Consider the following 12,873-nt stretch of genomic DNA (forward strand, 5'->3'; position numbering starts at 1 on the left):
GACGTCCGAGGCACGCGTCCTACCGGAGGGTCAAGGCGGTTGGCTCGGGGGCCCGAGCTGCGTGTCCTCGCAGACCTCAGTGCCCATCGCGGACACCGGGGATCGCCGGCGAATGTCAGCGACGACTGCCCTACGGCATGGTCCTGACCGGCACGGTCACGGGCATCCCGCGAGGCGCAGACTGTGCTGCAGTCGGCCGTTCGCGCCAGCGCGGTCGAGCTGCAGACTCGAGGCCGCCATCAGCAATCAGGGCAGGGACTCGTTCGCTTGACACCCTTCCCCTCCATGATGATGATTTCATCGAAGTTGATAAATCATTTCAGAGAGAGGTGAGGGACATGGCGAGGAACGGGTCGACAGGTGATCCTGTCCGTGCTGAAAGCGGCCTCGAACACGTGGACGTTCTGATCGTGGGTGCCGGACTGACCGGTATCGGGGCGGCGTGGCGTCTTCAGGAAGCGCTCCCGCACATGAGCTACGCGATCCTGGAGGCGCGGGAGGTCAGCGGCGGGACCTGGGACCTGTTCCGGTACCCCGGGATCCGCTCCGACTCCGACATGCAGACGTTCGGCTACGGGTTCCGGCCCTGGCGGGAACCACAGGCCATTGCGGACGGCGCTTCGATCCTGGACTACATTCGCGGCACCGCGGCCGAGGCCGGCATCGACCGGCACATCCGTTATCGGCACCGGATTGTCAAAGCTGAGTGGTCGTCCGCCGACGCCCGCTGGACAGTCACGGTGCGCCAGGGCGGGGACCCCGGCAGCATCACAACGATGACCTGCGGATTTCTGCACATGTGCACTGGCTACTACCGCTACGACCACGGGCACACGCCGTCCTTCGAGGGACAGGAGCACTTCACCGGCCAGATCGTCCACCCCCAGCAGTGGCCGGCAGACCTGGACTACCGCAACAAGCGGGTGATCGTCATCGGCAGCGGGGCAACAGCCATCACGCTCGTTCCCACACTCGCGCGCACCGCCGCCCACGTCACCATGCTTCAGCGGTCGCCGACGTACATTGTCTCGCTTCCGGCGAAGGATCCTCTCGCTAGCGGCCTTCAGAGGCTGATCGGAAAACGCGCCGCTTACCCGGTCGTCCGCTGGAAGAACATCGCGGTCAACGCCGCCTCCTACCAACTCGGACAACGCGCCCCCGGCGTCAGCAAGGCGATCATCCGCGGCCAGCTCAAGCGGCTCCTGCCCAAGGGCTACGACGTGGACACCCACTTCAAGCCCCGCTACAAGCCATGGGATCAGCGCCTGTGCGTCGTGCCGGACGCCGACCTGTTCAAGGCCATCAGCGACGGCCGTGCTTCGATGGCGACCGACCATATCGACGCCTTCACCAAGACCGGTGTGCGACTGGCGTCAGGGCAGGAGATCGCGGCGGACATCGTCGTGACTGCGACGGGCCTCGACCTGCTCGGTATGGGCGGTGCACAGCTCCTGGTCGACGGCACCGAAGTGACCCTCTCCCAGACCACGGCCTACCGAGGCATGATGCTCAGCGGCGTACCCAACCTCGCCTTCACCATGGGCTACACCAATGCCTCCTGGACCCTCAAGGCCGACCTGGTCAGCGGCTTCGTCTGCCGCGTGCTGGCCCACATGGAGCAGCACGGCTACCGCCAGGTCCTGCCCACCGAACCGGCCGGGACGGAGCACCGCCCGCTGCTGGACTTCTCCGCCGGCTACGTCCAGCGGTCCATCGACCGTTTCCCCCGGAGCGGGTCCAAAGAACCATGGCGCCCCGGCAACAACTACCTGCGCGATCTCATCACCTTCCGCCGCGCACGCCTCGACGATGAGGCGCTGCGCTACTCGAACCCCATCGCCGTGCCCCAGCAACCCGCCCGGACCGGCTCATGAGCGCAACCGGCGAGATGCCTCCCGTCTCCTTCCATCGCACCGACGTGACGTTCCCCTCCGAGGGCGGGAACTGCGCAGCCTGGCTGTATCGCCCCGCCGGCGCGCAAGGATCGGGGCCCTGTGTCGTCCTGGCCCACGGCCTGGGAGCCACTCGCGTCGGACGGCTGGACGCCTTCGCCGAGCGCTTCGCCGTGGCAGGCTTCCACGCTCTGGTCTTCGACTACCGCCACTTCGGCGACAGCTCCGGACATCCCCGCCACCTGGTCTCCATCAAGGAGCAGCTCCTGGACTGGAAGGCCGCCGTGGCGTTCGCCCGGACACTGCCAGGGGTCGACTCCGGCAAGATCGCCGTCTGGGGTACCTCCTTCAGTGGCGGGCACGTGGCCGTCACGGCCGCGCGCGACACCACGATCGCGGCCGCGATTTCCATGAATCCCTTCCTGGACGGCCGCACCGCGCTTCGGACCACGCCACCCGCACGTGCCCTGGCGCTCACAGCTGCCGGACTGCGTGATCTTGCCCGCGCCGTGCTTCGGCGCCCTCCCCACCTGATCGCGGCAGTGGGCGGCGCGGGCTCAGGCGCGGCCATGGCAAGCAGCGAAGCGCTGGCCGGCTTCCTGGCGATGTTCCCCGCCGACGATCCGCCCTCGACTGACATCGCCGCGAGGATCATGCTGCGCATGGGCTTCTACCGCCCCGTCACCCGCGCCCCAAAGATCACCTGCCCCTGGCTGCTCCAGGCCGGCACCACCGACGGCATCACTCCAGCCGGCCCCGCACGGCGGGCCGCGGCACAGGCACCACGGGCCCAGATGTCCATGTACCAGGGCGGTCACTTCGATCCGTACGTGGGCGCCGTGTTCGAGCAAGTCGTCGCCGAGCAGGTCCGCTTCCTGACCGCGCAGCTCCACTGACCGGCGGGTGCGTCGGTATCAACGTGCGTGGTCGATTGCCGCACCCGGTGCCATGGCGCGCGGGGCCGGGCACCGCGGAATGACGGTCGACACTATATTGATAACGACATCATTAATGATGTTCTAGTCCGATTGTGGTGCCTGCGTCTCCGGGACGAGACGCGGCCGCCTCCCTCGTAGCCGCAGGAGAGACATGGACTCCACCCCCAGCACGCCGCTGTCGCACACCCCGGACGCGATCGCACCCGTCCCCGATGGCCCCTCCGCACCGTTGAGCGGAGCGGTCGATGTGCACGCCCACTACATCACCCCGACGCTGCGAGAAGCCATGATCGCCGCAGGGTCTAACAGCCCCGACGGGATGCCGGCCATCCCCGACTGGAATGTGCCGGACGCGCTGGACCTCATGGACAGGACCGGCATCGCCGTCTCCATGCTCTCCGTGTCCTCACCCGGAGTGCACTTCGCGGATGCGCGCTCCACCCGGATTCTGGCCCGCACGGTCAACGAGGAAGGCGCCTCGATCGTGCGCGACCACCCCGACCGCTTCGGCCTCTTCGCCTCACTGCCCTTGCCCGACGTGGACGCGGCCGTATCCGAGGCGGGCTACGCCCTCGACGTTCTCCAGGCCGACGGAATCGCCCTGCTGACGAACTACGACAACGTCTACCTGGGAGACCCGGCCTTCGACCCGCTCATGGCCGAGCTGAACCGGCGCCAGGCCGTGGTGCTGCTCCACCCCACCTCACCCGCGGGCTGGCAAGACACCTGTGTCGGGCGACCCCGCCCCATGATCGAGTTCCTGTTCGACACTACGCGCGCTGTCGCCCAGCTCGCCCTGAACCGGGTGCTGGAGAACTATCCCGGCATTCGCTTCATCATCCCGCACGCGGGAGCGGCGCTGCCGGTACTTGCCGACCGGATCGCGGCCTTCGCCTTCCTGGAGTCCGAGCGCCCTGTCGACGTCGTCGCCGCACTGCGCGGGCTCTACTACGACGTGGCGGGCCTGTCTCTTCCCCGGGCGCTGCCGGCCTTGCTGAACCTCGTGGACCCCGACCGGCTGCTGTACGGGAGCGACTACCCCTTCACCGCCGGCTGGATCGTCGAAGGGCTCGCGTCCACCCTCGCCTCGCATGACTTCCCGTCGGCCGACGAGAAGCAGGCACTGCTGTCGGGGAACGCCGCACACTTGTTTCCCCGCCTGAAATTGTGACCACGCCGCCGGGCCGATGATCCCGCCGGACCTTGAAACGTCCGCGGTCCCCGCGTACCGGCGGGCGGGTACGGCTGAGGCGGACCTGGGGCCGGAGGTCACCCACCCCGGGGTCGTGCCGATGGTCGCCCTCCACCGTCTGGGTGAGGCCCACGGCGCTGGCGTCGCGAGCCTCTACCCCCGTCCGGCAGGGCCTGCTCCCCGGACTGTTCATCCGGCGCTTGATGTACTGCTCCCGAAACCGGATGAGCGAACGCGCGGGGCAGCACCTTCATGTGCTCCATGAGCAGCCGCTGTCCCTCGATGAGGGACAGCACCGCGCGGGCCGTCCTGGCCCCTGTGGTGCAGCGGCTGCCGCACGGTGGTCAGACCGGGGGAGTTCTGTGCTGTCTGCGGGAGGTCGTGGAAGCCGACGACGGAGAAGTTGGTGGGGACGTTCAAGCCGCGCGGGCGGCGTCGACCTCGCCGTCGTCCGGGCCCGTCACCGCGTCCGCTCCACGGCGGCGCACGGTCCGACCTCGGCGCTCGAACTCGACGACGAGGACGGGCGGTGCGTCGCGGTCATCTCGCAGTTCCGGATGGTGGGGGAGGACGTGCACGGGGCAGGGGAGTGCCTCGCGGCGTCACGCCCCGACGCCGGACCCGACGCTCGGGGGTCAGTCCGCGGCCGCCCCGCCCGGCCGGATCAGTCCGGTCTCGTAGGCGAGGATTGTCGCCTGCACCCGGTCCCGCAGTCCCAACTTGGTGAGCAGGGCGTTGACATGGGTTTTGACCGTGCCGGTGGTCACGCCCAGAGCGGCCGCGATCTCCGCGTTGGCGAGGCCCGAGGCGATGTGGAGGAGCACTTCCCGTTCGCGCGGGGTGAGCCCGTCGAGGGCGCCGGTGACGGCGGGCGGTGGGGGCGCGCCCTGGGCGAAGGTGTCGATCAGTCGGCGGGTGACGGCCGGCGCGAGGATGCCCTCGCCGGCGGCGACGACGCGTAGGGCGGTCAGGAGTTCGTCGGGGTGGGCGTCCTTGAGGAGGAAACCCGAGGCGCCAGCCCGCAGTGCCTCGTACACGTAGACGTCGAGGTCGAAGGTGGTGAGCACCAGGACCCGGGGCCGGGTCTCCAGCGCGGTGATGAACCGGGTCGCGGCCAGTCCGTCCATGCCCGGCATCCGGATGTCCATGAGGACTACGTCGGGCGCCTCGACAGTGGCGAGCTCCACGGCACTCGCACCGTCCCCGGCCTCGCCGACCACGGTCAGGTCGGGTTCGGCGTCGACTATGGCGGCGAACCCCGCGCGGACCACTGCCTGGTCGTCGACGACCATCACGCGTGTGGCGACGGGGACACCTCCTGGGCAGGGGCCGGCGCCTGACCCGGTCCGGCCGGCAACAGCAGCAACACCCTTACGGTACCGGTCGGTTCGAGAGCGACACGAGCATTGGCGGCGGCGGCCCGCACGCGCAGGCGTTCCGCGACAGGCCCGTTCACCGCCAGGCGTACGCCGGTGATCGTGAGTTGCAGCGCAGCCCGGCGCCGCCGCGGTCCCCTTCCCCGTCGCAGCCGTATTCGCACCGGTCCCCGGTCTCCCGCGCCGAGTGCCGCCTCCAGCATCCGGTACACCGTCAGGATCACCGGCTCCGGCAACCCCTCGGCGGATTCGGGGATTCCACGCACGGTCACCTTCCGCCCCGCACGGCCCGCCGTCCGGCACAGCGCGTCGAGGTCGGCCGCGGTCGGTCGGAGCGCGCGTGGATGTCGCTCGTCCTGCGCCTCGTTGATCTCGTGGAGCAGTTCCCGCATCGCCGCCAGCGCCGCGCGCGCTTCGTCGGCCACCTCGTCCAGCCGTCCCTGGCGGGCGACTTGGACCAGTGCCGAGGTGTGCTGGAGCACCGCGTCCCGCAACCGGGCGGCCAGCCGGTGCCGCTCGGCTCCCGCCGCGGTCCGCGCCTGCCACCGGAAGCTGCTGAGGGCGAAGTCGTCGCGGGCCACGGCGCGCACCCGCCGGCGCCGGACCAGCAGTCCCCCGCTCCAGGCCAGCACGTACACCAGGAACAGCAGCACGCCCAGGGGTACGAAGATCGCCAGGACGGGGAGCGGGGAGACCGCCTCGCCGACCAACTCGCCGTCGGCGGCGGCCGTCGCGACCAGCACACCGGCGTTCGCGCCCGCGGCGACGAACGGCGCGGGCCAGGTGGTCGCGGCGCCAGGGCCGTAGGCCCCCAGGGCGTACACGGCGAGCGTCTCGGTCATCAGACCCCCCGCCAGGAAGGGCGACACCTGCCCGGACAGCGGGGCCGACCCGCAGACCACCGGCCACAGCCACCCCGTGGCCAGCACCGCGGCGAACACCGCCCAGGGTGCGCGTCGCCGCCACAGCAGCGGCAGCGCGTGCAGGGTGAGCAGCGCGGACACCAGGCCGACGCTTAGAGCGCCGGCGGTGGCGTCGCGGTCTCGCCAGTCCTCCGCCGCCACCAGCAGGAAGACCAGAGGGAGCACGGTCGCGGTGAAGACGAGCGCGAGGTCCGTCAGTCGCTGCTCGCGCGGGAAGTCGCGCCGCCGGGGACGGACGGCCACGTGGCGAGGACCGGTGGTGTCGGGCAGTCGGGCGCGCACCCGCCAGCCTCCGTCCGGGTCGGGACCAGCGGTCAGTTCGCCGCCGAGGGCCACCGCGCGCTCCCGCATGCCCGTGATGCCCCGGCCGGATCCCATCCCGCCGTGCTCGACTCCGCCGCGCGGGGCGGTGTTGTCCACGGTCAGCTCCAGCATCCCGCCCCCACCGACGTCCCCTTCCCCGTTCCCGTCCGCCCGGCGTACGACGACTCGTACCGCCGCTCCGGGCGCGTACCGCAGTGCGTTGGTGAGGGCCTCGCGCACGATGCCGTGTGTCGCCTCGGCGGCGGGTCCGGCGAGGTCGGCCGGTAATTCGGTGGCGATCGGGCGGCCCAAGCGGCCGAATCCGGAGACGAGTTCCTGGATGCGCCCGGTCATCGGCCGGACCTCGGCCTGCCCCGTGTCCCGCATCACCGCGATCAACCGCTGGATCGCTGTCAGGGTCTCGCGCCCCGTCCGCTCGGCGAACTCCAGTGCTTCGGCGACGAGTTCCGGCTTGCGCTCGCCGAGTCTGCGGGCCACGTCCACCGTGACCACGACCGAGGTCAGATGGTGCGCGCCGACGTCGTGCAACTCGCGGGCCAGCCGGGCGCGTTCGTCCTCACCGGCCCGCTGCTGGCTCTCCTGTGTCCCGGCCAGCAGCCGGTCCGCCGCCAGCCTCCTGGCCGACCATTGGCGCCGCGCGAGGCCCAGGCCCACGCAGCCGACGCAGATGCCCGTCTGGATGGCCAGTTGGGTGACGAGCGCGGGGTGGAACCCGAACCGCAGGGCCGCTGCGGGCAGGGACGAGGCGACGGCCGCCACCAGCGCACGGGACGTGACCGCGGCGGGACAGCGGACGGCGACGGAATAGAGGGCGACCGACAGCCCGAGATCGGCGTAGTCGTCGTACGCCATCGCCTGGCCCAGCACCGACGCTCCCAGGGCACCCACCAGCGCCCGCACGGGTGCGCGGCGGCGCAGGCCCAGCGCCACGGTCTCCACCGCGACGGCGACGAGAACACCCACGACGCCCACCGGGCCCGGTGGGCGGTTGTCCAGGAGGCCGGCCCCGGGCCACAGCCACAGCAACTGGCCGGCGGCCAGCAGCCCCGGAAGCGCCCAGTTCCGTACCGTCTCCATGTCGGGCACGAGCGTAGGGCCCGGCGCGCACCCAGGACATCCGGCTCGCGGCGACACGAGCGCGGGGTGTCTCTATCCCGGGGTAGAGGAGCCGTTCGTCCGCTGCGCCGACGACTCGCCCGCCGACCGACGGAATGCTGAGGGGCATGGACATCACCTCACTCACCGTCATCCTGAGCGTGGTCGTGATCGTCACGGCCTCGATCCTCGTCGCCTCCAACGAGCCGCCGCTGTGGGTCTACGCACTGACCTGCGCGGGCACCGTGCCCCTGAGCCACGCCCTGCTCGACATGCCGGAGTTCAGCACCGCCGTCGGGCACAGCACTGTCGGCGAATGGGCCGTGCGGCTCGCCGTCACCTCCACCCTCACGGCCGTGTTGAGCTTCTTCGTCGGCAAGGACGGCCGCGAGGGCGTCGACGACGACGCCGACGATCCCGCGACCCCTCATTCGGCCACCTGAGCCCGGCAAAGGGCTGTCGGTTGGATCAGCTCGGTGTCGCGGGCCCTGGCACGCACATCTGGGGCGGCGTAGAAGGCGTTGTCGTCGGCCTTGCCGGAGCCGCGGAAGCCGCTTCCGCCGAGGGCGACCCGGCTGGATCCGTTCAAGCCGTGGATCGACGAGATGCTGCGGGCGGACCTGGACGCGCCCCGCAAGCAGCGGCACACGGTGAAGCGGATCTTCGAGCGGCTGCTGGACGAGCCCAGCGCGGACGAGATCTCGCACCAGATGGTCCGCGGCTACGTGGCCGCGCGCCGTGAAGAGATCCGGATCGAGGCCGGGCGAGGGGCGGTGGACGCGTTCGTCCCGCAGACCCACAGGCCCGGTGCCGAGGCGGAGGTCGACTTCGGGGATGTGACGGTGCGGTTGGCCGGCGAGCCGGTGACCAGCTACCTGTTCGCGTTCCGACTGTCCTACTCTGGCGATCACGTTCGAAGCCAGATGGTGAGGGCTGCCGCGGTGGCCGTGCCGAGGTAGACATAGCCGCGCTTGTCATAGCGGGGGGCCTCAGCCCGGTGCTGCTTCAGTCGGTTGATCTCCCGCTCGACGGTGTTGCGCTTCTTGTACCGCTCTTCGTCGAAGCCGGGGGGCCGTCCGCCGCGTGAGCCGCTGCTGCGGTGTCCTCGCCAGGCGGCGATCATCCTGAAGGCGCGTCCCGGGTCGACTTGCCCCGGGTGACCGCGAGCGCTGCCCCGACGATGGTGATGAGGGCGCCGGCGAGCTGGACCGCCGTGATGGACTCTCCGAGGAACAGTACGGAGGACACGGCCCCGAACACCGGTACGGCGAACATGCTGAGCGTGGCGGTGATCGGGCTCACCGAACGAAGGCCCTGGTTGTAGAAGAGGTAGGCGACCGCTGTGGGTCCCACGGCGAGAAAGCCGACATTGGTCCAGGTGGCCGCCGGCACGGCAGCCCAGTCCGTGCGAGGCACGGACGGGATCGCGGCGACGGTCAGGGCTAGGGCTCCGACACCGGTGGCATAGGCCGTTGCTCGCAGTGGCTCCATACCGCTCAGGACCTTCTTCGAGGTGATGCTGTAAGCCGCCCAGCAGCCGGCGGCGAGCAGGAAGACGAAATCGCCGGCCAGACGCGACCCGGTCACCCCCTTGCCGGTGCCGCCGATGCCGATGAAGAACACCACCGCCCCGGTGACGCCGAGGGCGAGGCCCGCCGCCTGGATCGTGGAGGTCTTCTCGTGTCCTGTCATCAGCAAGGTGATCGTCGTCAGCACCGGGCTCAGCACGGGCACGATGATGCTTCCGTCGATGGCGGGGGCGAGCGAAATCCCCCAGAAAAAGAAGAAGTTGTAGGCGAAGACGCCCATCAGGCCGACCGACCCGGCCCGCACCAGGTCCCGCCAGGCGAAGGTCACGGAGCCCGGTCGCAGCGACAACAACAGGAGGAGGACGAGGGCACCGCCACCGAACCTCAGGGCCGCGGCCACCTCGTGCGGTATCTGCCCGATCACGACCTTTGAACTGGTGAAGGCGGTTCCGAAGAGCGCCATGGTGATGAGGAGATACAGGTGGGCAGCGGTATCGGCGCGCCGCCTTTCAGCGGGTGGTCCGGGCACTGTGACAGTCCTCTGGTGTTGGGGCGAGCAGGGACGGCGGAGGCGAGCAACCGAGCACGGCATCCGCCCAGTTGTGAGGGGCGCACTCGCAGGGATCGATTACTCCCACAGATCCGTGGAGAGGTACTTCAGGCCGGAGTCGGGGATGAGTACGGCGACAGTGGCGCCCGACAGGCTGCCTCGCAGCAGGTGCAGGGCGGCGGCGACGTTGGCACCTGCGGAGAAGCCGGCGAAGATGCCTTCACGCGTGGCGAGCAGGCGCGATGCCGAGCGTGCCTGGTCGCCGCTGACCTGGATGTGCCCGTCGAGGGAGACGCCGCGCAGGTGGGTGAGGTCGAGACGGGAAAAGCCGCCGCCCTGGATCGGATGGCGGGGTTCGACGGCCTGCTGTCCCGCGAGTACCGCCGCTCCCTCGGGCTCGACGGCGAAGCACTTGACGGACGGCTTCCGTTCTTTGAGGGCGCGCGTCACGCCCGCCAGACTTCCGCCGGTCCCTACGAAGTCGACGAAGGCATCGACCTCGCCGCTTGTCTGTGACCAGATCTCGGGCCCTGTGCCGAGGAAGTGGGCGTCCGGATTGCTGCCGCTCTCGAACTGGTCCGAGCGGAAGGCGCCGCGTTGTTCGGCGATTCTCCTCGCTTCCCGCTCGACCAGCCGAAAATCGTCCCCCGTGACCTGGCCGGGCGCGGAGCCCGGCAGTTGGTCCACGAGAACGATCTCCGCGCCCAGCGCGGCGATCATACGGGCGCGTTCGGCGGAACTGCCCTTCGACAGCACCGCCACGAAGGGATGCCCGGTGACCGCGCAGGCGATGGCTAGTCCCGCGCCGGTGTTTCCGCTGGTGCACTCCACCACCGGCTGACCGGGGCGGAGGAGGCCGCTGCGCTCGGCGTCTTCGATGATGCGGGCGGCTACGCGGTCCTTCTTCGACCCGCCGGGGCTGAGGTACTCCAATTTCGCCACGATCGTTCCCCGCACACCTGCCGTGAGCCGGTCCAGTCTGACCATCGGAGTACAACCGATCGTGGCCAGCACCGACGGCAGCACCACGCGAGGAGCCGGTACTGACTGTACGTCGAAAGCGCTATCGTGTATTGTCACATCCTACTGTAGCAGTGAGGAAAAGGCGGTGTGCCGGACGGTGTACGGACCGAACGTTGCGGCAGTTCCTGCGCAGCCTTGAGGTCCGCTCACCTGCCGTGCCTGGCCCGGTACGACCCGCGCCGGCATCACAGCAGCCCATCGAACCGCGCGCGTACGGTTGAGGGTGCCGCGTACGCTCACCGTCGTGCCGCAGCGACGCCGGTACGCGTCGGCGAGGAAGATCCCCCCATCGACAGTGCGCTTTCCGGTCCACGTCGCCATCACCGACCGCCGCCTCACCGGGACCCCACTGCCGGTCCTTCCGGCGAAGTGCGGTGGACTGATGGGCGCGGCCCCCTCGGCCCCGGCCGTCACCCGCCGGCCGCAGAGCGAGGGGGTGGGGGCGCGAACTGCCGTGAAAAGCACTATCCTGAGTGGTGTGAAAAAGGGTAGCAGTTCTGAAAGCATCGCAGCGGCTCTGCGCCAAGAGCTCGGCAGTTACTCCCCGGGAGAAAAGCTGCCGTCCAGCCGCACCCTCGTCGAGCGCTTCGCGGCCAGCCCGGTCACGGTCTCGCGCGCGCTGGCTGCCCTGGCCGCCGAAGGACTGGTGATCACCCGGCCGGGGGCCGGCGCCTACCGCGCCCCCCACAGCGTCGGCGACACCAAGGCCGTCGACACGTCGTGGCAGCAGATCGCACTGACCGCCGAAGACCAGCAAAACGCCGAACCCGCCCCGCGGACCGTCGACGCCTCCAGCATTCTCGCCAGCCTCGCGCTTCCCCCTCCAGGTGTCATCGCCTTCAACGGCGGCTATCTGCACTCTTCGCTCCAGCCCCAGCAGGCTCTCAGCGCGGCCTTCGCCCGTGCCGCCCGCCGCCCGGACGCATGGGACCGGCCGCCCCTGGACGGCCTGACCGCGCTGCGCGCCTGGTTCGCCCGCGAGGTGGGCGGACCCAGCGGAGGCATCATCGCCGCCCAGGTGCTCATCACCGGAGGTGGCCAGGCCGCCCTGACCACGGCCCTGCACGCCCTGACCCCGCCAGGGGCCCCGGTACTCGTGGAGTCGCCCACCTATCCCGGCGTACTGGCCGCCGCGCGGGCCGCGGGCCTGCGCCCCGTGCCCGTGCCCGTGGACGACAACGGCGTGCGCACCGACCTCCTGGAGGACGCCTTCGCCGCCACCGGGGCCCGCGTCTTCTACTGCCAACCGCTCTTCCACAACCCCACCGGTGCGGTCCTCGCTCTCGACCGGCGCCGCCGTGTCACCGAGATCGCACGCGCGGCCGGCGCCTTCATCATCGAGGACGACTTCGCCCGCCGCCTCGGCCACGGCGGACATCTCCCGCCGCCCCTGGTGGCCGATGACGCCCACGGCACCGTTGTGCACGTCAGCTCGCTGACCAAGCCGGCCTCCCCCAATCTTCGCGTCGGCGCGCTCATCGCCCGCGGACCGGTCATGGAGCGACTGCGGGCCATCCAGATGGTCGACAGCTTCTTCGTACCGCGGCCACTGCAGGAGGCGACCCTGGAACTGGTCAGCACGCCTGTCTGGCCGCGTCATCTGCGCACCATTTCCTCGGCCCTGACGGAACGCCGCGAGGCCATGCTCGCTGCGCTGCACCACTACGTTCCGCGCCTGGCCGCCTCCATCCGCGCTCCTGCGGGCGGCTACCACCTGTGGCTCCGTCTGCCGGACGGCACCGACGAGAGCGCACTCACCGCCGCTGTTCTGCGCGCCGGCGTGGCAGTGTCCCGGGGCCGTCCCTACTTCGCCGCCGAAGCACCGGCCCCCTATCTGCGGCTCAGCTTCGCCGACATCGCCGGCACCGAGGAGATCGCCGAGGGCGTCCACCGCATCGCCACCGTATGCGCCGACTCCGGCATCGCCACCGGCGTCTGACGCAGGCGCCGGGAAGCAGACACCCGGCGCCTCAAGCCAGTGCTCCGACGTGCGCTCCCCGCAGGGTGTCGAGCGGCAGCGGCGTGACCTCA

At 70.4% G+C, this 12,873-nt stretch carries 10 protein-coding genes; 6 read left to right on the plus strand and 4 right to left on the minus strand.

The genetic code is table 11. The features are described from left to right. The first annotated feature begins 338 nt into the window (after positions 1–338). The 3 genes from ACIQI8_RS41460 to ACIQI8_RS41470 all read left to right on the plus strand — a co-directional run bounded on the left by ACIQI8_RS41460 (position 339) and on the right by ACIQI8_RS41470 (position 4,001). Complete coding sequence (locus ACIQI8_RS41460) at positions 339–1,874, plus strand: flavin-containing monooxygenase (RefSeq protein ID WP_402363176.1); 1,536 nt, start codon at positions 339–341, stop codon at positions 1,872–1,874. Then, positions 1,871–2,788: an alpha/beta hydrolase gene (locus ACIQI8_RS41465; protein ID WP_402363179.1), complete on the plus strand. Its 918-nt coding sequence runs from the start codon at positions 1,871–1,873 to the stop codon at positions 2,786–2,788. Before ACIQI8_RS41460 ends, ACIQI8_RS41465 begins: the two co-directional genes overlap by 4 nt. 193 nt (positions 2,789–2,981) lie before the next feature. Further along, positions 2,982–4,001, plus strand: coding sequence for an amidohydrolase family protein (locus ACIQI8_RS41470; RefSeq protein WP_402363181.1), 1,020 nt, complete (start codon positions 2,982–2,984; stop codon positions 3,999–4,001). A gap of 656 nt (positions 4,002–4,657) precedes the next feature. On the opposite strand, the gene ACIQI8_RS41475 is transcribed toward ACIQI8_RS41470, so the two are convergent. Together ACIQI8_RS41475 and ACIQI8_RS41480 are read right to left on the minus strand one after the other, a co-directional pair. Next, positions 4,658–5,314, minus strand: coding sequence for a response regulator (locus ACIQI8_RS41475; protein WP_402363184.1), 657 nt, complete (start codon positions 5,312–5,314; stop codon positions 4,658–4,660). After that, positions 5,314–7,722: a histidine kinase gene (locus tag ACIQI8_RS41480; protein WP_402363187.1), complete on the minus strand. Its 2,409-nt coding sequence runs from the start codon at positions 7,720–7,722 to the stop codon at positions 5,314–5,316. The genes ACIQI8_RS41475 and ACIQI8_RS41480 overlap by 1 nt, the downstream gene beginning before the upstream one ends. Before the next feature lie 146 nt (positions 7,723–7,868). Between ACIQI8_RS41480 and ACIQI8_RS41485 the strand changes: the two genes are divergently transcribed. Together ACIQI8_RS41485 and ACIQI8_RS41490 are read left to right on the plus strand one after the other, a co-directional pair. Further along, positions 7,869–8,183: a hypothetical protein gene (locus ACIQI8_RS41485; RefSeq protein ID WP_402363190.1), complete on the plus strand. Its 315-nt coding sequence runs from the start codon at positions 7,869–7,871 to the stop codon at positions 8,181–8,183. Between the two features lie 90 nt (positions 8,184–8,273). Further along, positions 8,274–8,699, plus strand: coding sequence for a hypothetical protein (locus ACIQI8_RS41490; RefSeq protein WP_402363193.1), 426 nt, complete (start codon positions 8,274–8,276; stop codon positions 8,697–8,699). A gap of 160 nt (positions 8,700–8,859) precedes the next feature. Here ACIQI8_RS41490 and ACIQI8_RS41495 read toward each other — a convergent pair whose 3' ends face one another. Both ACIQI8_RS41495 and ACIQI8_RS41500 read right to left on the minus strand, forming a co-directional pair. After that, positions 8,860–9,732 carry a DMT family transporter gene (locus ACIQI8_RS41495; RefSeq protein WP_402363196.1) on the minus strand — a complete coding sequence of 291 codons (873 nt, stop codon included), beginning with the start codon at positions 9,730–9,732 and terminating at the stop codon, positions 8,860–8,862. Positions 9,733–9,897: 165 nt separating this feature from the next. Further along, positions 9,898–10,899, minus strand: coding sequence for a PLP-dependent cysteine synthase family protein (locus ACIQI8_RS41500; RefSeq protein WP_402363199.1), 1,002 nt, complete (start codon positions 10,897–10,899; stop codon positions 9,898–9,900). Positions 10,900–11,320: 421 nt separating this feature from the next. Here ACIQI8_RS41500 and ACIQI8_RS41505 point away from each other — a divergent pair, with 421 nt between their 5' ends. Next, positions 11,321–12,781, plus strand: coding sequence for a PLP-dependent aminotransferase family protein (locus ACIQI8_RS41505; protein ID WP_402363202.1), 1,461 nt, complete (start codon positions 11,321–11,323; stop codon positions 12,779–12,781). The last annotated feature ends 92 nt before the right edge of the window (positions 12,782–12,873 follow it).

Origin of the sequence: Streptomyces sp. NPDC092369 (genome assembly GCF_044755245.1) — a bacterium.
Classification (GTDB): domain Bacteria; phylum Actinomycetota; class Actinomycetes; order Streptomycetales; family Streptomycetaceae; genus Streptomyces.

What these genes read in the sequence shown, in the direction of transcription:
- ACIQI8_RS41460 (WP_402363176.1), top strand. Translation starts at nt 339, where the DNA reads ATGGCGAGGAACGGGTCGACAGGTGATCCTGTCCGTGCTGAAAGCGGC.
- ACIQI8_RS41465 (WP_402363179.1), top strand. Translation starts at nt 1,871, where the DNA reads ATGAGCGCAACCGGCGAGATGCCTCCCGTCTCCTTCCATCGCACCGAC.
- ACIQI8_RS41470 (WP_402363181.1), top strand. Translation starts at nt 2,982, where the DNA reads ATGGACTCCACCCCCAGCACGCCGCTGTCGCACACCCCGGACGCGATC.
- ACIQI8_RS41475 (WP_402363184.1), bottom strand. Translation starts at nt 5,314, where the DNA reads ATGGTCGTCGACGACCAGGCAGTGGTCCGCGCGGGGTTCGCCGCCATA.
- ACIQI8_RS41480 (WP_402363187.1), bottom strand. Translation starts at nt 7,722, where the DNA reads ATGGAGACGGTACGGAACTGGGCGCTTCCGGGGCTGCTGGCCGCCGGC.
- ACIQI8_RS41485 (WP_402363190.1), top strand. Translation starts at nt 7,869, where the DNA reads ATGGACATCACCTCACTCACCGTCATCCTGAGCGTGGTCGTGATCGTC.
- ACIQI8_RS41495 (WP_402363196.1), bottom strand. Translation starts at nt 9,732, where the DNA reads ATGGCGCTCTTCGGAACCGCCTTCACCAGTTCAAAGGTCGTGATCGGG.